Annotated in this window: 18 protein-coding genes; 5 read left to right on the forward strand and 13 right to left on the reverse strand. The window is 71.5% G+C overall.

What is annotated here, in order from left to right:
- Positions 1 to 30: 30 nt before the first annotated feature.
- The 4 genes from IH80_RS0113910 to IH80_RS0113925 all read left to right on the forward strand — a co-directional run bounded on the left by IH80_RS0113910 (position 31) and on the right by IH80_RS0113925 (position 3,164).
- Positions 31 to 552: a GNAT family N-acetyltransferase gene (locus tag IH80_RS0113910; protein ID WP_037879869.1), complete on the forward strand. Its 522-nt coding sequence runs from the start codon at positions 31 to 33 to the stop codon at positions 550 to 552.
- Between the two features lie 4 nt (positions 553 to 556).
- On the forward strand, positions 557 to 970 hold the full coding sequence (locus IH80_RS0113915; RefSeq protein ID WP_030960511.1) for an Imm7 family immunity protein: 414 nt from the start codon (positions 557 to 559) through the stop codon (positions 968 to 970).
- 177 nt (positions 971 to 1,147) lie between these two features.
- Positions 1,148 to 2,557: a cytochrome P450 gene (locus IH80_RS0113920; protein WP_030960513.1), complete on the forward strand. Its 1,410-nt coding sequence runs from the start codon at positions 1,148 to 1,150 to the stop codon at positions 2,555 to 2,557.
- Between the two features lie 94 nt (positions 2,558 to 2,651).
- Complete coding sequence (locus tag IH80_RS0113925; RefSeq protein ID WP_030960515.1) at positions 2,652 to 3,164, forward strand: FBP domain-containing protein; 513 nt, start codon at positions 2,652 to 2,654, stop codon at positions 3,162 to 3,164.
- A gap of 106 nt (positions 3,165 to 3,270) precedes the next feature.
- Here the strand turns inward: IH80_RS0113925 and IH80_RS0113930 are convergent, their stop codons facing one another.
- Positions 3,271 to 4,830 carry an MFS transporter gene (locus IH80_RS0113930; protein ID WP_030960517.1) on the reverse strand — a complete coding sequence of 520 codons (1,560 nt, stop codon included), beginning with the start codon at positions 4,828 to 4,830 and terminating at the stop codon, positions 3,271 to 3,273.
- Positions 4,831 to 4,913: 83 nt separating this feature from the next.
- On the opposite strand from IH80_RS0113930, the gene IH80_RS0113935 reads away from it, so the two are divergent.
- Positions 4,914 to 6,977: a S9 family peptidase gene (locus IH80_RS0113935; protein WP_030960519.1), complete on the forward strand. Its 2,064-nt coding sequence runs from the start codon at positions 4,914 to 4,916 to the stop codon at positions 6,975 to 6,977.
- A 48-nt stretch (positions 6,978 to 7,025) separates the two neighbouring features.
- Here the strand turns inward: IH80_RS0113935 and IH80_RS0113940 are convergent, their stop codons facing one another.
- From IH80_RS0113940 to IH80_RS0113995, 12 genes are all read right to left on the reverse strand, one after another.
- Positions 7,026 to 7,307, reverse strand: a complete 282-nt coding sequence (locus tag IH80_RS0113940) for a hypothetical protein (RefSeq protein ID WP_030960520.1) — start codon at positions 7,305 to 7,307, stop codon at positions 7,026 to 7,028.
- Between the two features lie 31 nt (positions 7,308 to 7,338).
- Positions 7,339 to 8,721: a hypothetical protein gene (locus IH80_RS0113945; RefSeq protein ID WP_030960521.1), complete on the reverse strand. Its 1,383-nt coding sequence runs from the start codon at positions 8,719 to 8,721 to the stop codon at positions 7,339 to 7,341.
- A 7-nt stretch (positions 8,722 to 8,728) separates the two neighbouring features.
- Entirely contained in the window at positions 8,729 to 9,070 is a 342-nt protein-coding gene (locus tag IH80_RS0113950) for a hypothetical protein (protein WP_030960522.1), read from the reverse strand.
- A gap of 120 nt (positions 9,071 to 9,190) precedes the next feature.
- The gene (locus tag IH80_RS0113955) at positions 9,191 to 10,207 is read right to left on the reverse strand and encodes an ABC transporter ATP-binding protein (RefSeq protein WP_051809262.1); all 1,017 of its coding nucleotides are present in this window, start codon (positions 10,205 to 10,207) and stop codon (positions 9,191 to 9,193) included.
- Positions 10,204 to 11,211 carry an ABC transporter ATP-binding protein gene (locus IH80_RS0113960; protein WP_037879873.1) on the reverse strand — a complete coding sequence of 336 codons (1,008 nt, stop codon included), beginning with the start codon at positions 11,209 to 11,211 and terminating at the stop codon, positions 10,204 to 10,206. Before IH80_RS0113960 ends, IH80_RS0113955 begins: the two co-directional genes overlap by 4 nt.
- A complete protein-coding gene (locus IH80_RS0113965) occupies positions 11,211 to 12,197 on the reverse strand; it encodes an ABC transporter permease (RefSeq protein ID WP_030960527.1) in 987 nt (328 codons plus the stop codon). Before IH80_RS0113965 ends, IH80_RS0113960 begins: the two co-directional genes overlap by 1 nt.
- Entirely contained in the window at positions 12,194 to 13,165 is a 972-nt protein-coding gene (locus tag IH80_RS0113970; protein WP_030960528.1) for an ABC transporter permease, read from the reverse strand. The genes IH80_RS0113965 and IH80_RS0113970 overlap by 4 nt, the downstream gene beginning before the upstream one ends.
- Before the next feature lie 22 nt (positions 13,166 to 13,187).
- A complete protein-coding gene (locus IH80_RS0113975) occupies positions 13,188 to 14,930 on the reverse strand; it encodes an ABC transporter substrate-binding protein (RefSeq protein WP_030960529.1) in 1,743 nt (580 codons plus the stop codon).
- Positions 14,931 to 15,097: 167 nt separating this feature from the next.
- A complete protein-coding gene (locus tag IH80_RS42225; protein WP_199819255.1) occupies positions 15,098 to 15,532 on the reverse strand; it encodes a DUF2752 domain-containing protein in 435 nt (144 codons plus the stop codon).
- Complete coding sequence (locus tag IH80_RS0113985) at positions 15,529 to 15,804, reverse strand: CD225/dispanin family protein (protein WP_030960533.1); 276 nt, start codon at positions 15,802 to 15,804, stop codon at positions 15,529 to 15,531. The genes IH80_RS42225 and IH80_RS0113985 overlap by 4 nt, the downstream gene beginning before the upstream one ends.
- A gap of 218 nt (positions 15,805 to 16,022) precedes the next feature.
- A complete protein-coding gene (locus IH80_RS0113990; protein WP_030960534.1) occupies positions 16,023 to 16,451 on the reverse strand; it encodes a hypothetical protein in 429 nt (142 codons plus the stop codon).
- Positions 16,452 to 16,464: 13 nt separating this feature from the next.
- Entirely contained in the window at positions 16,465 to 18,585 is a 2,121-nt protein-coding gene (locus IH80_RS0113995) for a CHAT domain-containing protein (RefSeq protein ID WP_030960536.1), read from the reverse strand.
- Positions 18,586 to 18,658 lie beyond the last annotated feature (73 nt).

An 18,658-nucleotide genomic window follows, 5' to 3' on the forward strand; every position in this document is an offset into this window, starting at 1 on the left:
GGCGCGGCGCTCGTGGCTTACCTTGGCGCGATGGTGCGTGTGCGCGTGCGTGAGATGGACGAGGCCGACATCGAGGCCGTCTCGGCGATCCGGGTCCGGGGCTGGCAGGCGGCGTACGCCGGCATCGTTCCCCAGTCCTACCTGGACGCGATGACGGTCGAGGAGGACACCGACCGGCGGAGGCAGTGGTTCAACCGCCCCGGGCGCGAGTCCAGGGACCTCGTGGCGGTCGGCGACCGCGGCCCGGTGGGGTGGGTCTGCTTCGGGCCGCCCCGGGGCGGGATCCCCGGCGCCGGGCGGGTGGGTGAGGTCTACGCCCTGTACGTGGCGCCGGACCGCATCGGCACGGGCATCGGCCGCGGGCTTCTCGACGCGGCCCACGCCGCGATGAAGGGCCAGGGCGTGGAGACGTCGGCCCTGTGGGTCCTCCGGGACAACCTGCGGGCCCGGCGCTTCTACGAGCGGGCCGGCTACGGGGCCGACGGCGGGACGCAGGACGACGTCTACGACGATGTCACCCTCGCCGAACTCCGCTACCGGCGGGTGCTCTGACGACGTGTTCGAGTACCACGGCTGGATCAACGTCCAGGAGAGCGCCGACGCCGACGACGAAGACGGGGGAAGCGGCCTCGGCAACGACCGCCTCCGGCGGATCGCCGGGGCCGTCACCGCCCGGATCGGGGAGATCGCCGGTCCCGGTCTGCTCGACCTGCGGTGGATGAACGGAGAGCTGTTCCTCCACCTCGGCGGCTTCCACAACCACCGCGACCCGGAGGTCCTGGCGTTCTTCCGCGAAGTCGGCCGCCTGGCGCCCGGTTCGTACGGGGTGATGCACGTGCGCGACGACGAGGACCCCGGCCGCGAGAACGAGGTCCGTGTCCTGCACATGGTCCGCGGGCGGGTCACCGAGGACACGGAGAGGGCCCTGTCGCCCTGCATTCCGGTACTGGAGGACCCCTGCCTCGAATAGGAGATCCCCGCCTCGGACGGGACGGTCCGCCGTCGTCAGCACGGCCGCGCCCGCCCTTCGCCGTGCGGAGCGGCTCCGCCCCGGCGGTTCGGTCCGGTGGGGCGGAGGTCTCGCCAGGGGGTGGGGGCGGGCGGCAGAATCGGGCTCCGTGGCAGGAACGAGGGGACGGGCATCGGCATGGCAATCGGCAGGAACGCAGGCGTCGTCGACACGGACGAGGAGGTTCCCCTGTTTCCCGGGGCGCCGCTCCTGGGGTCACTCCAGGACCTGAAGTCGGACTCGCTCGGCACCTATCTGCGGGCGCAGCAGCAGCGCGGTGACGTCGTACGGGTCTCGGCCGGGCCACCCGGGATGCGGGCCGAGCTGTACTGCGTGTTCTCCCCCGAGGGCGCACAGCAGGTGCTCGCCTCCGAGGCGGCCAACTTCCGCAAGGACAACTCCTTCTACCAGGAGGTCCGGGACTCGCTCGGCAACGGCCTGCTGACCAGTCAGGACGAGGACTACCTGCGCCAGCGCCGGCTCGTCCAGCCGCTGTTCACACGGCGCCGGGTGGACGGGTACGCGGGGGCGGTCACCGCCGAGACCGCGTCCGTCATCGCCGCCTGGGAGGAGGCCCTGGACGGCGTCGTCGACGTCTCCGACGAGATGACCCACCTCGCCCTGCGCGCCGTCACCCGGATCCTGTTCGGCACCGACGTGGAGGCCGCCGCCGACGTCGTGACGCGTTGCTTCCCGGTCATCACGGAGTACGTGCTGCGCCGCGGGTACTCCCCCGCCAACATCCCGCGGCACTGGCCCACTCCGGGCAACCGGCGGGCCGCCGCCGCGATGGACGAGCTGTACGGAGTCTGCGACCGGATCATAGGACAGCGCCGGCGGCAGGCCGGTGCGAGCGGCCCCGCTGCCGACGGCACCGGCGATGACCTGCTGACGCTGCTGGCCGCCGCCCGGAGCGCGGACGACGGGGAGTTCGACGCCGACGAGCTCCGCGACCAGGTGCTGATCTTCCTGCTCGCCGGGCACGAGACGACCGCCACCTCCCTCTGTTTCGCCCTGCACCTGCTGGCCCGCCACCCCGAGCAGCAGGACCGCGCCCGTGAGGAGATCACCGCCGTCCTGGGCGACCGCCCGCCGCAGGCCAGCGACCTGGACCGGCTCCCGTACCTCTCGCGGGTGGTCAAGGAGGCCATGCGGCTGTACCCGGCCGCGCCGGTCATCGGCCGCAAGGCCGTCGCCGCCACCCGGATCGGGGGGCGCACGATCCCTGCGGGTGCCGACGTGATCGTGGCCCCCTGGGTGACGCACCGCCACCCCGAGCACTGGCCGGACCCGGACCGCTTCGACCCGGACCGCTTCACCCCGGAGGCGGAGGCCGGGCGGCCGCGCTACGCGTGGTTCCCCTTCGGCGGCGGCCCGCGCGCCTGCATCGGGCAGCACTTCTCGATGCTGGAGTCGGTGATCGCGCTGGCGATGATCCTGCGGACCTACGGGTTCGAGGCGCTGGACGCGGAGATCCCGGTCAGGGCGGGGATCACGCTGCGGACGGAGGGCCCGGCGCGCTGCCGGGTCCGTCGCCTGGACCGGTAGCGACCGCCCGGCAGCCCGCCTCCGGCCGGGGCCCGGCAGCCCGCGCCCGATATTGGGGTGCGGGCCGGCCGGGTGCGCCATAGGGTCGACGCCCGTGGAACCACTCAGTGAGAAACAGATCCGGGCATCCTTCGTGAACTGCACCAAGGGCGAGGCGGCACGCATGCGCCTGCCGCTCGACTTCGCCGATTCGCCCTGGGAGGACCTGGACTTCCTGGGCTGGGTGGACCCGGGTGCCCCGCTGCGGGCCCATCTCGTGGTGCCCCGCGAGGAGGGACCGCTGGGGATCTCCCTGCGCGTACCGTCCGTGGGCCGCACCAGCGCGGTGAAGTCCAGCCTGTGCCAGATCTGCCTGACGGGCCACGCCTCCTCCGGAGTCACCCTGCTCGCCGCGCCGCTGGCGGGCGCCCGCGGCCGCGAGGGGAACACGGTCGGCACGTACATCTGCGCGGACCTGGCCTGCTCCCTCTACGTACGCGGCAAGCGGCAGCCCAAGCTGCGCGCCGGCCGGCAGGAGGAGTCGCTGACCCTGGACGAGCGCCTCGCCCGCATGGAGGGAAACCTGAACGGCTTCGTGTCCCGCGTCACCGGGGTCCCGGTGGCCTGAGCCCGCGGCCCGGCACCGTTGCCCCGGCACTCGCTCCCCGGCTCCCGCTCCCGGGCACTCGCTCCCCGGCACCCGTGCCCACCCGCGCCCACCGGTGGTCGGCGGCTCAGATGCGGTCGGCCGTCGGTTTGTGGTTGCCCTGGAGGCGTTCGAGGTCGGAGGGGCGGACCTGGATGACGAAGAGCGCGATCGCCGCCCCGACCAGGGTGAACAGGGCCGCCACGACGAAGGCGGTGCTGATGCCCGAGGTCAGCACCTGGTCGCCCCACGGCTTGGGGAGTTGTCCGGTGCGTTCGAAGAAGGCCCTCTGCACGGGACCCGCCGTGGCGAGGAAGTCGGGCACCTGCTCCTCGGCCTCGTTGCGGCTGGCCGTGCCGTAGACGGTCACCAGGATCGACAGGCCGAGCGAGCCGCCCACCTGCTGCATCGTGTTGAGCAGTCCGGACGCCGCTCCCGACTCGCGGTCGGGGACGTTGGACAGGGCCATCAGCGTCAGCGAGACGAACTGCAGGCCCATGCCGAGGGCGAAGAACAGCATCGGGCCCAGGATGCTGCCGAGGTACGTGGAATGGACGTCGATCTGGGTCAGCCAGGCCAGCCCGACCGCCGAGGACAGCGCGCCGCAGACCATGAACGGTTTGGGCCCGAACTTCGGCAGCAGTTTCGCGGTCAGGCCCGCGCCCACCGCGATCACCGCGCTGACCGGCAGGAAGGCGAGTCCGGCCTGGATCGGGCTGAAGCCGAGCACGATCTGCACGAAGAGGGTCAGGAAGAAGAACATGCCGAAGATCGCGCAGGCGAGCATCAGCATGATCCCGTACGTGCCGGCCCGGTTGCGGTCGGCGAACATGTGCAGCGGGGTGATGGGCTGCGGCGATCGCCGCTCGTTGAGGATGAACAGCGTCAACAGGACCACGGCGGCGCCGAAGGAGCCGAGCGTCACCGGGTCGCGCCAGCCCTCCTGGGAGGCCCGGATGAAGCCGTAGACGAGCGCGACCATGCCCAGGGTGGACAGCAGTGCGCCCGCGAGGTCGAAGTGGCCGGGGTGGCGTTCGGACTCGCGCAGGACCTTCCAGGCCAGCACGGCGATCACCAGCGCGATGGGGACGTTGACGAAGAGGACCCAGCGCCAGTCGAGCCACTCGACGAGGATGCCGCCCGCGAGGAGCCCGATCGCGCCGCCGGCCGCCGAGACCCCGGCGAACACGCCGAACGCCCGGTTGCGGGCGGGGCCTTCGCGGAAGGTGGTGGTGATCAGCGCGAGGGAGGTCGGCGAGGCGATGGCGCCGCCGACGCCCTGGAGGGCCCGTGCCGTCATCAACTGGCCCTCGTTCTGAGCGAGTCCGCCGAGGAGCGAGGCCAGGCCGAAGAGCAGGACACCGAAGATGAAAACGCGTTTGCGGCCGAGGATGTCGCCGGTGCGGCCGCCGAGGAGCAACAGGCCACCGAAGGCGAGGGTGTAGGCGTTGACGACCCAGGAGAGGCTCTCGGTGGAGAAGTCCAGCGCGGTCTGGATGTGCGGTAGCGCGATGTTCACGATCGTGATGTCGAGAACCACCATGAGTTGGCAGGACGCGATGACGAACAGGGCGAGTCCGTTGCCGCTTCCTCGGACCGTGCCGTCGTTGCCGTCGGTCCGTCTGCTCGGCGTAGCGTTCGGGTCCACCCTCCCGACGCTAAGCCCGCACCCCTGGGGTCACCACTCGAACGGCCTAGTGGCGGTGACATTGCACATGTCACACTACGATCATGGATGACTTCCTCAGGCTCTCCGCGAGCACGGCCCGATTCACCCACGGCGCCCCGCGAGCACTGTCTTTCGGGGACGACGGCCGGCTGCTCTGGTTCCTCCGGTCCACCGGACCCGCCGACGCCTTCGACAGCCTCTGGGTGCTCGATACCACCACCGGCGCAGAGATCCGGCTTGCCGATCCCCGCGAGCTGTGCCCCGAACCCGGCCCCCTCCCCACCGCCGAGCGCCGACTGCGCGAGCGGACCCGGCTCGTGGCCTCCGGGATCGGCTCGTACGCCCTCTCCGGGGACGGGCGGCGCGCCGCCTTCGCGCTGTACGGACGGCTCTACGAGGTCGCCGCCGACGGTGCCGGAACCCTCCGGGAGATCCCCGCCGCCGGTCCCGCGCTCGACCCGCGGCCCAACGCCGACGGCTCGCGCACCGCCTACGTCGCCGACGACGTCCTGTACGTCGCCCCGGGCGGCCGGGTCAGCCCCGACGACGGGGCCCGCTGGGGCCTGGCCGAATTCGCCGCCGCCGAGGAGCTCGGACGCTCCCGGGGACACTGGTGGTCCCCCGACGGCGTCACGCTGCTCGCCGCCCGCGTCGACGAATCCGCCCTCCAGCGCCGGTGGTTCGCCGACCCCGCCCACCCCGAGCTGCCGGCCGAGGACTTCGCCTACCCGGAGGCCGGCGGACCCAACGCCGACGTCCAGCTGTGGGTGCTCGGCCCGGACGGTACCCGGACACGGATCGGCTGGGACGCCGAGGCCTTTCCGTACGTTTCCGACGCGGGCTGGGAGTCGGCCGGGGAGATCCTGCTCACCGTCCAGGACCGGCTGCAGCAGACCGTGCTGCTGCTCTCCGCCGACCCGGCCACCGGCCGCACCACGGAGCTGTCCCGCACCACGCACCCGCAGTGGGTGGACCCCCTGGTCCCGGGCACCCCGGCCCGCCTGCCCGACGGGCGGATGCTGACCGCGGCCGACACCCCCGACGGCGCCGCCCGCGGCCTCGCCGTGGACGGGGTCCCGCTCACCGGCGACGGCGTCCAGGTCCGCCGGGTGGCCGGGGTCCACGAGGGCCGCCTGCTGATCGAGGCCGGGCTGCGCGACCCGGCCGAGCAGCAGGTGCTGCTGCTGGACACCGCCACCGGGGAGACGACCCCGCTCGCGGACGGGCCGGGCGTCCACGGCGTGACCGCCTCGGCCGGCTTCCTGCTGCTGACCTCCGCCGACGCCGACGGCGTCCGGCGCACCGTACGCACCCCCGACGGGCGGCGGTTGAGCCCCGCCGACCTGTCCCAGCCGCTGCCCTACCGGGTCTCCCCGGTCCTGGAGCGGGTCACCGAGCATGCGATCCCCACCGCGCTCGTGCTGCCCCGCGGGCACGTCCCAGGGCGGAAGCTGCCCGTCCTGATGGACAGCTACGGCGGCCCCGGCGCCCAGGACATCACCGCCGACCCCCGCCGCTGGCAGCACCGCCAGTGGTGGGCCGACCAGGGCTTCGCGGTGGTGACCGTCGACAACCGCGGCACCGCGTACGTCTCCCCCGCCCACACCCACGCCATGTACCGCGGCTTCTCCGACGTCACCCTCGACGACCAGGTCGCGGCGCTGCACGCGCTGGCCGCCCGGCACGGCGACCTCGACCTCGGCCGGGTCGGCGTCCGCGGCTGGTCGTACGGCGGCTACCTGTCGGCGATGGCGGTGCTGCGCCGCCCCGACGTCTTCCACGCCGCGGCCGCCGGGGCCGCGCCCACCGATTTCCGGCACTACGACACCGCGTACACCGAGCGGTACCTGGGCCTGCCGCAGGAACACCCGGAGGTCTACGAGCGGGACTCGCTCCTGCCCGACGCCCCCACGCTGTCCCGGCCGCTGCTGCTGGTCACCGGCCTGGCCGACGACAACGTCCACCCCTCGCACACCCTGCGGCTGTCGCAGGCCCTGACGGACGCGGGCCGCCCCCACCAGTTGCTGGCCCTGCCCGGCGTCACCCACATGACGCCGGGCGGCACCCGCGAGAAGATCATGGCGCTGGAACTGGACTTCTTCCTCCGCGAACTCGGCCAGGGCTAGGGGGTGTCCCGCCCGCTCCCGCTGACCGCCCCGCCGCCGGCGGGGCGGTCAGGGCCGCGGGGCGAACACCATCCGCACCAGGGCGATGACCACCAGCACCGCCACCGGCGCGTACCACCAACGCCGCAGCCGGCCCGTGTTGACACCGGCCGCCGTCCCCGCGAGGGCCATCAGCTCCACCATCAGCCCGAGCCCCGCCATCAGCCGTACGGTGCCCGTCACCGTACGGTCCCAGGACCCTTCGGACTCGGTGAGCACCGCGTTGAGCACGAAGAACCCCGCCACCGCGTGCAACCCCACCAGCACGGTCGCCCACGCTGCCGTGACCACGTGAGCGAGCGTGGCTCCCGCTGTCCGCCGCTCAGTCATTCAGGGCCCGCCTCGCGTTGTCGATGTTCGCGCCGAAGCCACGACCGTAGTCCTGCGCCTGGTCCGTACGCCAGCCCGGTCCGCCGTTGTACCGGGCGGCCAGTTCCTGGTACTGGGCAGGGGTCATCTCCTCGGCGGGCACGTCCGCGAACGAACTCTCCGCCTTGAGCTGGGCCAGGTACTCGGCAGCGATGTAGATGTTCGTCGACGGGTTCTGCGTCGCCCTCTGGATCTCGTCCCGCTGGTCCCGCGTGAGATGTTCCGGGTCGTAGCCGAGCACCTCTGCGGAGCGGCGGAGCTGGATGGCGATCGGCCCCATGGACGTCTGGTCCGCCTCGCCCGACAGGCCGACCTTGTCTGCCACCCACTGGAACTCCGGCCAGACCTCGTACTGGTTGCGCCGGTAGTTCACCGCGATGTTGTCGGCCCACTTCGGGTCGCCCTGAACCTCCTTCCAGGCGATTCCCGCGACCATGTCGGCCGGCAGGCCCGTGTACGCGGCCGCGTCCCGGATGTGCGCGCGGTTGGCGCGGATCCACTCGCGCCGGTCCTCGTCCGAGTCCGACGGCAGCCACTCGTTCTGGTCCATGGCGGGCGGGAGTCCGGCCAGCCGGGACCGGATCTCCCGCAGCTTGGGGGAGACCGTCTCGCCGCCGACGTTCGCGGCGATGCCGTCGACGCGGGGGCCGCCGCCGGGCAGCACGGCGTTGGGGTCGTGCGCCGCCTCGCCCACCTCCTGCCGCAGGGCGGGCATGCCGGCGAGGAGCACCGACGGGTGGGGCAGGTCGCCGCGGAAGTCGGGCAGTTCCTTCCGGGCCTTGCCGAGTGCGGTCACGCACGTGGTGCGTGCTTCGTGTTCGATGCGGTCGGCGTCACCGAAGGCGTTCTTCGCACTGTTGTAGTGCTGTTCCGCTTCCTCGCGGATCTCGTCGACGTCGACGGTGATCTCCGCCAGCCAGTCGAGGACTCCGGTGCGCTTGCGGAGGTCCTCCCACTGCCGCATCGGCTCGGCCCGCTGCGCGGTCTCGGTCACCGGGCTCGCCACCCGCGCCATGACCCGGGAGAGGGCGCGCTCGCTCGACAGGCCGCTCTCGAAGCGTGCCTTCGCCCGGCCGACGGCCTCGGCGTAGTCGACGAGCGCCGCGTGGACGGTGCGGAAGGCGCCCGACAGGGCGGTGGCCAGCTTCTCCGCCTCGCCCAGCCGTTTGACGTAGAGCTCCTCGGCCTCGCTCACCCACTGGGTGCGCGTCGCCTTCAGGAAGGCGGGGTCGGCCGAGTCCAGGAGCAGGTGGAGCCTGCGGTACTCCTGGGCGGTGCGTTCGATCAGGGGAGGGCTGCACAGTTCGAGGAACTCGACCTCGGTGCGGTACGTCATGGGACGGTCACCTGTCCTCGGCCGGTATGAACCGGCCGTTGTCGAGCACCGAGCGGAAGGCCCCCTCCGTGGCGTGGTCGGTCTGCGCGTAGTCGCCGCCCGCCACCTTGAGCTTGGTGGCCAGCGCCGCCAGCAGCGAAACGGTGTCCAGGTACTGGTCGTTGCCGAACCGCGCGAAGGAGTCCAGGGCCGTGGACACCTCCTGGTGCGTACGGGGCACCCGGGCCATGACGGTCAGCTCGCCGTCCGGCCGCCCCGCGTACAGCAGGCCCGCCAGTTCCACGAGGAGATGGGAACTTCCGTTGATGGACGCGGCGTTCGCCGCGAATCCACCGCTGCTCGATGTCATGTCCGCCCCTAGATCAATTCTGGTGCGTGATGCTACGGGAGACCAGGGGGAACACCGGGTAACGCAAGGACCCGGGGCCGATCGTGTCGGCCCCGGGTCCCCTTCTTCCCGTGATCCCCGTCAGTCACCCGGGAAGTGACAGGCCACCTGGCGCGAGGCGGCGAGCCGCAGCAGCGGCCGCTCCGTTCGGCAGACCTCCTGCGCCTTGGGGCAGCGCGGATGGAAGGTGCAGCCCGGAGGTGGAGCGGCCGGGCTCGGCGGGTCGCCGAGCAGCACGATCCGCTCCCGCCGCCGCTCCGCCGCCGGGTCGGGCAGCGGTACGGCGGACAACAGCGCCCGGGTGTACGGGTGCTGGGGGTTCGCGTAGAGGGACGCCTTGTCCCCGATCTCGACGATCCGGCCGAGGTACATCACGGCGACCCGGTCGCTGACCCGTTTGACCACCGACAGGTCGTGCGCGATGAACACGTAGGCGAGGCCGAGTTCGGCGCGCAGCCGCTCCATCAGGTTGACGATCTGCGCCTGGACGGAGACGTCGAGCGCGGACACCGGCTCGTCGGCGACGATCAGCCGGGGGCTGGTGGCCAGTGCGCGGGCGATTCCGATGCGCTGGGCCTGGCCGCCGGAGAACTCGTGCGGGTAGCGGTCGATGTGTTCCGGGATCAGCCCGACGAGTTCCATGAGCTCGGAGGCCCGGCGCCGGGCGTCCCCCGCGCTGCGGCCCTGCACCAGCATCGGTTCGGAGATGATCCGGGCCACCGTCTGGCGGGGGTTCAGCGAGGAGTGCGGGTCCTGGAAGACCATCTGGATGCTCCCCCGCAGCGGGCGCAGGGCCCCTTGGGAGAGCCGGCTGATGTCCCGGCCGTCGAGGACGACCCGGCCCGAGGTGGGCTGCAGCAGCCGTACGAGCATCCGTCCGGTGGTGGACTTGCCGCAGCCCGACTCACCGACCAGGCCGAGGGTCCGCCCGGCCGCCAGGTCGAAGGAGACCCCGTCGACGGCGCGCACGGGCGCCCCCCGGCGCCCGGTCGCCGATCGCCGGCCGGGGAAGGTCATGGTCAGGTCCCGTACGGACAGCAGCGGTGCGGCGGTGCCGGGTGCGGTCCCGGTGGTGGCCGCGGTGGTGGTCTCGGTCATCGGGCCGCCTCCTGGGCGGTGGGGGCCCCGGCGAAGTGGCAGGCCACCGTGCGGCCGGCGGCGTCCCCGTACGCCGCGAGGCCGGGCCGTACGTCGGTGCAGGGGTCGGCGGCCAGCGGGCAGCGCGGTGCGAAGGCGCAGCCGGGGGCGGGTGCGAGGAGGGACGGAGGGGAGCCGGGGATGAAGGGGAGCGGTTCGTCGTCGCCGGTGTCGAGGCGGGGCAGCGAGTCGAGCAGACCCCGGGTGTAGGGGTGGGCGGGGTCGGCGAAGAGCTCGTCGACCGGGGCCTGTTCGGCGGCCCGGCCGCCGTACATGACCAGGACCTCGTGGGCCACGCGGGCGACCACGCCCAGGTCGTGGGTGATCATCACGACCCCGAGTCCGCGCTCCTGCTGGAGCCTCGCGATCAGTTCAAGGATCTGTGCCTGCACGGTGACGTCCAGGGCGGTGGTCGGCTCGTCGGCGATCAGCAGGTCGGGCTCGCACGCCAGGGCCATGGCGATCATCGCGCGCTGGCGCATGCCGCCGGAGAACTGGTGCGGGTACTCCCCCGCCCTGCGGGCCGGTTCGGGGATGCCGACCTCGCCGAGCATGTCGACGGCGCGCCTGCGGGCGGCGGCGCGGCCGGCCTTGAAGTGCACGCGGAAGTGCTCGGCGATCTGCTCGCCGACGGTGTAGTAGGGGTGCAGGCTGGAGAGCGGGTCCTGGAAGATCATGGCCATCCGGCGGCCGCGGACCTTTCCGAGCTCGCGCTCGCTCAGGCCGATGAGCGGCCGTCCGGCGAGCGCGACGGAGCCGGTGACCTCGACCGGGCCGCGGTGCAGGCCCATGACGGCGAGCGAGGTGACGGACTTGCCGGAGCCGGATTCGCCGACGATGCCGAGGGTGCGGCCGGCCTCGACGGTGAAGCCGACGGAGTCGACGGCCCGGACGGTCCCCCGGGGGGTGGTGAAGGTGACGCGCAGGTCGCGCACGTCGAGGAGCGGGGCGGCGGTGGTCGTCATCAGTACCTCACTCTCGGGTCGATGACGGCGTACAGGAGGTCGACGACGAGGTTGGCGACGACGATGAAGAAGGCCGCGAGGAGGGTGACGCCGAGGACCACGGGCTGGTCGGAGTTGACCAGGGCGCCGTAGAAGAGCCGGCCGATGCCGGGCAGTCCGAAGATCGACTCGGTGATGACGGCGCCGGCGAGGAGGCCGCCGAGGTCGATGCCGAAGATGGTCAGGATCGGCGTCATCCCGGAGCGCAGGCCGTGTTTGACGACGACCGTCCGCTCGGGCATGCCCTTGGCGCGGGCGGTACGGATGTAGGGCTCGGCCATCGCCTCGATCATCGATCCCCGGCTCTGGCGGGCGTACATGGCGGCGTAGAGCAGGGCGAGCGCGGTCCAGGGCAGGAGCAGGTTCGAGGCCCAGCCGACCGGGCTGTCGGTGAAGGCCTGGTAGGTGGGGTAGGGCAGCAGTCCGGCGATGCGGATGACGCCGTAGATGAGCATCACCGAGGTGAAGTACACGGGCAGCGAGGCGGCGGCGACGGCGCCGACCATCAGGGCCTTGTCGGTGGCGGTGTCCTTGCGCAGGGCGGCGGTCACCCCGGCGCCGAGGCCGAGGACCAGCCACAGCACGGCGGCGCCGAGGGCCAGGGAGGCGGAGACCGGGAGCCGGTCCATGAGCAGGTCCCACACGGGCAGGGAGCTCTCGTACGAGTAGCCCAGGCAGGGGAAGTCGCAGGAGACGGCGTACTGGCCGGTGCCGAGGGTGCGGCCGGTGAAGATGCCGGTCAGGAAGTCGGCGAACTGCTTCCACAGGGGCTGGTCGAGGCCCAGGTGTGCGCGTACGTCCGCGATGCGTTCGGTGCTGCAGGTCTTGCCGCAGGCGGCGGCGGCCGGGTCGGCGGGCAGGACGTAGAAGATGAGGAAGGTGACGGCCGCGATGGCGAGGAGCACGCCGGCGAGGGCGAGCAGCCGGCGGGCGAGGTAGGCGATCACGTGCGGCCGCCCCTCGGGTCGAGGATGTCGCGCAGCGCGTCGCCCAGCAGGGTGAAGGCGAGCACGGCGAGGAAGAGGAAGACGCTGGGGATGACGAAGTACATGGGGTCGGTCTCGTAGTAGGCGACGGACTCGGCGATCATCTGGCCCCAGGAGGGGGTGGGCGGGCGGACGCCGACGCCGAGGTAGCTGAGGGCGGCCTCGGTGCTGATCATTCCCGGGATGAGCAGGGTGGTGTAGGCGATGACCGGGCCCGCGACGCCCGGGAGGATCTCGCGGGTCAGGATCCGCCAGGGGCCGGCGCCGCCCACGCGGGCGGCGTCGACGTACTCGCGGTGCTTCAGGGAGAGGGTCTGGCCGCGGACCACGCGGGCGATGCCGGGCCAGCCGAAGATCCCGATGACGGCGGTCATCAGGACGATCCGGTTGACGTCCTTGGCCACGGACAACAGCGCGATCATGAAGATGAGCGAGGGGAAGGACATGGTCAGGTCCATGAGCCGGGACAGGACCGCGTCGGTGCGGCCGCCGTAGTAGCCGGCGGCGATCCCGGCGGCGGTGCCGGCGAGGACCACGATGGCGGTGGCCGCGAAGGCGATCAGGAGGGAGACCTGCGCGCCGTGGACGACGCGGGCGTACAGGTCGCGGCCGGTGACGGGCTCGACGCCGAGCCAGTGCTCGGGGCTGATCCCGCCGAGTACGCCGAGCGGCTGGCCCCCGAGGTACGGGTCCACGGCGCTCTTGTCGAACTCGTGCGGGGACCAGCCGCCGAGCGCGCCCAGCCAGGGGGCGCCGACGGCCATCAGGACGAAGAGCAGGACGATGCAGAGGCTGACGCGGACGGCGGGGCGGCGGCGGAGTTCGCGCCGGGCGAGCTGCCAGGGGCTGCTGCCGGGGGCCGCCGCGGTCCGGTCCGCGGCGGCGTCGGGGGCGCCTTCCGGGGCGGCGTCGGGGGCGGTGGTGGTCATGGTGTCGAGGGCTCCGGGTTCCTCAGCCCTGGCTCTTCGAGGGGTCCTTGAGGCCGACCGTCGCGTAGTCGATGGTGCCGGTCCACACGGGGTGACCGAACGCGCCCGCGATGTTGGTGCCGACGAGGAGCGGCTTGCGCTCCAGCAGGAGCGGGACGTTCGGGGACTTGGCCATCAGGGCCGCGTCGAGGTCGATCCAGGCCTGGTTGGCCTGCTTGGCGTCGGCCATGGCGTTGATCTCGTCGATCCGCTTCATGACCTCCTCGTCGCGGAACTGGCTGTAGTTGCCCTGGTTGCCCTTCTCCTTGATGGTGCGTCCGTCGAAGACGAAGGGGATCCAGGTGGAGCCGGAGGGGTAGTCGGGGCACCAGCCGCTGAGGGTCATGTCGGGGGTGGTGGACAGGTCGCCGATCACGTCGTAGTAGGCGCCCGGGTCGACGGTGTCGATGACGACCTCGATGCCCGCGCGGGACAGGCCCTGCTGGATGGCCTCGGCCTTGCCCTTGTCGCCGGTGGAGACGGAGAGGGACACCTTCAGGGTCTCCTTGCCGGCGGCCTTGAGGAGTTCCTTGGCCTTGGCCGGGTCGCCCGCCGGGGGGATCTTCAGGGTGTCGGCCTGCTTGCCGCCGGAGAGGGCCGGGGGCAGGTAGGCGGTGGCGACCTCGTTGAGGGCCGGTCCGCCGCCCGCGGTGACGACGGCCTCCTTGTCGACGGCGTACTGCATGGCCTGGCGGACCTTGGGGTCGTTGAAGGGGGCGCGTGAGTTGTTCAGGTGGAGCATTTCCGTGCAGCCCTGGGACTCGGCGAGCAGCCGGGCCTTGACCTCGGGCTTGGGCAGCACCTTGGGGGCGCTCTCGGGGCGCATGTCGGCGTACTGGACGGTGGAGGCGTCGGCGCCCTCGCCGGCGATGATCCGGTCGTCGATCTGGCCGCCCTTGAGGCCCATCACGACCACGAACTTGTCCGGGTAGGCCTTGCGGACGGTGTCGGTGCCCGGGTCCCAGTGCTCGTTGCGGACGAGGACCAGCTTCTTGTCGCGGTCGTACGACTCGATCTTGTACGGGCCGGAGGAGAACGGGCGGGCGTCGTACTGGGTGCCCTTCTCCTGGGACTGGGGCACCGGGGCGAAGGTGGGCAGGGTCGCGGTGGCGGAGAACTCGGCGACGGGGCGCTTGAGTTCGAAGACGATCGTGCGGTCGTCCGGAGTCTTCACGGAGTCGAGGTGCTGCCCCTGGAGCGGCCCCTTGTAGCCCTCGGTGCCGGCCAGGTACTGGGCGGCGTAGTCGGGGCCGCCGGTGAGGTCGGGGGCGAAGGAGCGCTCGACGTTGTACTTGACGTCCTGGGCCCTGACCGGGGTGCCGTCCTCGTACTTGACGCCCTCCTTGAGGGTGAAGGTCCAGGTGCGGCCGCCGTTGGAGGGGGTCCCGAGGTCGGTGGCGAGGTCGGGGACCAGCTCGCTGCCGGCCTTGCCGGGCTCGGCCTTGAAGGTGACGAGCGTGCGGTAGAGCAGGCGGGTGCCGAAGTCCATGGTCGGCATCGTCCAGTTGCGGGCGGGGTCGAGGTGCGCGAAGTCCTGGTTGGACAGGACGGTGAGGGTGCCGCCCTTGACCGGGGTACCGCCGAGGATCTTGCCGTCGTTGGCGGCGGCCGGGTTCGCGGCACCGGCACCGGCCGAGCCCTTGGTGGTCCCGGAGCAGCCCGAGGCACCGAGTGCGAGTGCGGCCACCAGGGCGGTGGCGAGGGCGAGTTGGGTGCGCTTGGTCATGGGTCACTCCAGGGAGGGGCACGCTCTACGGCCTGCGACTCTGCGATGTGACCGGTAACATAGTAATGTGAAATTGCACTGACAAGAGGTTGCGCTGCCCGTTACCCAGCCGTGTCCAAATGCCTTGCTCTGGTGGGGCGTTCGCCCGCCGACCCGGTCGGCGCGCGTCAGGCGCCCAGCACTCCACCGAGAACGGGAAGGTTGCGCACCACCGTCCACAGGGCGACCCCGGCGAGGATCACCCGGGGGCCCCTCCAGGCAGGGCGAACTCGCCGGGTGGTCCTGCCGGTGACGACCCGTAGCCACGCGAGGCCGATGGCCGGCAGGGCGAGGACGAGGAGGAGGTTGTAATCCGCGGCGGCGACCACATCGGCGCGGGTGAGCTGATGAAGAGCCCGCAGGCTGCCGCAGCCCGGACAGTCCAGGCCCGTGAGTGCGTGGAACGGACACCGGGGGAACCGGCCCGGTCGTGTGGGATCCGCGAGTCGTACGGCGACGGCGACCCACGCGAAGAGTGCTGCGGCCAGCCAGGCGTCGCGGACGGGTTGAGGCCTCGAAGCCCACAGGACCGGGTGGAAGGCCCGGGCGTTCGGCCTGTTCACGGCGCGGGCATGGACGTGGTGTTCGGGTCGGCGGCCATGCCGATGGCGATGAAGAACAACCACGCAATGCATCCGGCGACGAGGCTCACGATCATCCAGAGTCTCGCCTTCCGTGACGATTCGGCGGATCCCACGACATCCCCCGCCTTCCACTTCTCCGAAACCTGCGAGGCGAAGACGATGGCGGCGATCCCCGTCGGCAGGAAGCAGAAGAGCGTGACGAGGATGGCACCGGCCAGATACGTCTCGGGCATCCGCGCCGGCGCGGTCATGCCCCACTGATCCCGCTCCCACCCCGGCTGCGAGGTCGGGGGCCGGGCGGGAGGGGTTTCGGGCTGCGGGGGCTGAGCGGACGCCGTCCGGGGCGGCGGCTTGGTGGGCGGCGGCAGGAGCGGCTCCTGCCAGGGCGTCTCCGGGCCCCAGTTCTCACCTTCGGAAGACGGAGGTTGCTGACGGTCGGACATGGCTGTGCACCTCTCCGGACCCGCCCTCAGGCAGGGGTCCACATTGCTCGTCGGGAATCCCAGACCCACCGGTCACCGCACGCCTCCAGGCCGACGGCCTGCTCGTACGCCTGGTCCGGCAGATCTGCGGTGAAGGTCACGCGGCCGCCGGCCCCCGACTCGACGACCACACCCCCGGGCGCCTGCGCGCCGTCCCCTCCACTCAGCAGTCCGTCCACGAAAGCCTTCAGCGCCTTGTGCGCCTCTTCGGCGAGGCGTCCGAACAGAGCGCTGAGGAACGGCTCCAGAACCGCGGACGTCACCAGGACCAGCACGGCATCGGCCGCCCCCCTCCGTGTCGGCCTCAGCAAGCACGCGGCACTCACCCCGGCATCGCGCAACACGTCGCGCTGCTCGAGTGCAGGGGTGGAAGGGAGTGCGGCGGGCCAGTAGATCTCGACCTCGGAGTGCGTCATGACATCTCTCCCTCTACGACCGGTGAGGCAGCGACCAGCGTTCGATACGACCCGCGCGGGTGCAGGTCATCAGGCCCCTGCCGTTCTCGAGGAATGCCAGCCCTACGACCTGGTGCACCAACTCCGCGACCAGCGAAAGCTGTCCGGTCCTCAGGTCCCACAGGGACACCGACCCGTCGCCGTCGCACACCGCGAGGGCCGAAGCCCCCGCGGAGAACACGAGGTGGGAGGCCTGCCGACGGTGTTCCGTCTGTCGCAGGAGACGGCCGTCCCAGGACCACAGCCGCACCCTCCCGTCCCCGCAGCCGGTGGCGAGACCGTTGGCGGTGAGCGCGAGGCAGCTCACGGGCACCGGATGCCGCCAGGCCGCCACCTGGTGTCCCCGCACGTCCAGTTGCCGCACCAGGCCGTCCCCGGTCGCGACGACGACGTGCCGGTCGCCCGGCGCGAAGGCAAGGGGACCGAGGCGACTGCGCCCGCCCATCCGCTGCCAGGTCCTCGACTCCTTGCCCGGACGGGCAGGCAGGTCCCGTACCCGGGCCCCCCACGTGTTGTACACGTAGACGCGGTCCTTGACCGTCACGGCGAGCCAGTGGCCGTCGGCGCTGAACGTGAGGGCGTCGCCCTCTTCGCCCACGTTCATCACACGGGCCGGCGCTTCGGTCTGGAGGTCCCAGACGACGACGGTGCCGTCATGGTGCCGACTGGCCACGTTCCGTTTCCAGGGGCCCCACGCCACCCGCACCGGGTTCTCGCGCTGTACAGGCGGGCACTGCCTGTACAGCGCCCCGTCGGCTGCGTTCAGCACTCGCACCGCTCCGTCGCCGCAGGCAGCTGCGAGGAGATCGCCGGGGCCGAGCACCAGGTCGCTGCACGGACCGATCTCGGCGAGCAGCGCCCTCTGGGAAAGCCTGGGCGACGGCGTGCGCGGCGGTGGTGGTGCGGGCGGAGGGTGCGGCGCCTCCGATCCCGGCACCTGTGGACGATCCGGTCCCTGCGGGGTCGGCGGTGTCACCTGTGTCGGCGGGCCCTGAGCCGCCTTCGGCAGCGAGAAGAGCCGGGTCTCGTCCGATGCGAGGAAGAGCACGGGCGTGGCCCACTCCAGGCTCTCCTGTTCCACCTTCACGTACTCCCGGGCGAGGGTCACCGCCCGGTCGACGGGCACCCCCTGGGCTATCCGCTCGTAGAACGACGAGGCGAAGACGAGAGCGGCCTTGTCGGTGATCTCGTACTGCATGGCGACCACGGCCGGCACACCGGCTCGTACGAGGTTGGCGGCGGTGCCCGCGAACACGTCCTCGGATCCACCGACCGCGGACTCACAGGAATTCAGCACGATGAGACGCAGGTTCGGGCTGTCCGCGATCAGCCGCTCGAAGTCGCTGGCATAGATCTTCTTGGACAACCCGTCGGAGCCCGAAAGCTGAATGTATCCGGCGTTCCTCTCCTCGTCGAACCCTCCATGACTCACACAGTGCAGGACGTGCCAGGAGCCGAATCTCAACTCCTTCGCCAGGTCCTGCCACCGGTCCCCCACAAGCCAGTGCACGTCCACGCTCTCCGAGCTGCACTCCTGCAGAAGGGCGCGCGAGATCTGCTCCCCCTCCCGCTTCCCTTCCAGTGCGGGCAGGTCGTGGGGCTGGGCGGAAATTCCCAGCACCCTCAACGGCAGAGTCAGCGGCAGCGGGGGCACCGGATCCATGAGCCGCAAATACCGAACGACCGGCACGCGAAGCGCGAGGTAGTCATCACGGGTGGGATCGACGAGGAATTCCCAGGGGATATGCGAGAGATTCGGCCCGTTCGTTCGCAGCAGGACACGCAAGGGGTTCTCCTGCGCCCGAGCGCGACTCCGCCAACGGTCGAAGAGAAGGAATATATCCTCCCGGAAGACTGCCTCGGTGAGACGTTCTCCGAATTCTCTCACCGGCCTTTCCGAGACCGATGCACCTCGCACCACAGGACTGTACGAACGGGCCAGTGACTCCTGTACGGACGCGAGCGCCGACTGGAGTTCGCTCTCGGAATACGGCGCCGGGACACGGATCAGCGCCTCGCCGTACTCGGAAGCACACGACACAATCCAGTTGGTGTCGGCTTCAATAATTTCGAGCTGGAATGGGAGATTTTTCATCCAACCCACCTCCACCCCTGGATATATTGCACACCCGATATTTCGCGGCGTCCACCCAGGGGTACGAGGGGGG

This window comes from Streptomyces sp. NRRL S-378, from assembly GCF_000720645.1.
Taxonomy (GTDB): Bacteria; Actinomycetota; Actinomycetes; order Streptomycetales; family Streptomycetaceae; genus Streptomyces.

Bases quoted from the DNA above. Each gene is read 5' to 3' on its own strand.
- IH80_RS0113910 (WP_037879869.1), top strand. From the start codon at position 31: ATGGTGCGTGTGCGCGTGCGTGAGATGGACGAGGCCGACATCGAGGCC.
- IH80_RS0113920 (WP_030960513.1), top strand. From the start codon at position 1,148: ATGGCAATCGGCAGGAACGCAGGCGTCGTCGACACGGACGAGGAGGTT.
- IH80_RS0113935 (WP_030960519.1), top strand. From the start codon at position 4,914: ATGGATGACTTCCTCAGGCTCTCCGCGAGCACGGCCCGATTCACCCAC.
- IH80_RS0113945 (WP_030960521.1), bottom strand. From the start codon at position 8,721: ATGACGTACCGCACCGAGGTCGAGTTCCTCGAACTGTGCAGCCCTCCC.
- IH80_RS0113950 (WP_030960522.1), bottom strand. From the start codon at position 9,070: ATGACATCGAGCAGCGGTGGATTCGCGGCGAACGCCGCGTCCATCAAC.
- IH80_RS0113955 (WP_051809262.1), bottom strand. From the start codon at position 10,207: ATGACCGAGACCACCACCGCGGCCACCACCGGGACCGCACCCGGCACC.
- IH80_RS0113960 (WP_037879873.1), bottom strand. From the start codon at position 11,211: ATGACGACCACCGCCGCCCCGCTCCTCGACGTGCGCGACCTGCGCGTC.
- IH80_RS0113970 (WP_030960528.1), bottom strand. From the start codon at position 13,165: ATGACCACCACCGCCCCCGACGCCGCCCCGGAAGGCGCCCCCGACGCC.
- IH80_RS0113975 (WP_030960529.1), bottom strand. From the start codon at position 14,930: ATGACCAAGCGCACCCAACTCGCCCTCGCCACCGCCCTGGTGGCCGCA.
- IH80_RS0113985 (WP_030960533.1), bottom strand. From the start codon at position 15,804: ATGACCGCGCCGGCGCGGATGCCCGAGACGTATCTGGCCGGTGCCATC.
- IH80_RS0113990 (WP_030960534.1), bottom strand. From the start codon at position 16,451: ATGACGCACTCCGAGGTCGAGATCTACTGGCCCGCCGCACTCCCTTCC.
- IH80_RS0113995 (WP_030960536.1), bottom strand. From the start codon at position 18,585: ATGAAAAATCTCCCATTCCAGCTCGAAATTATTGAAGCCGACACCAAC.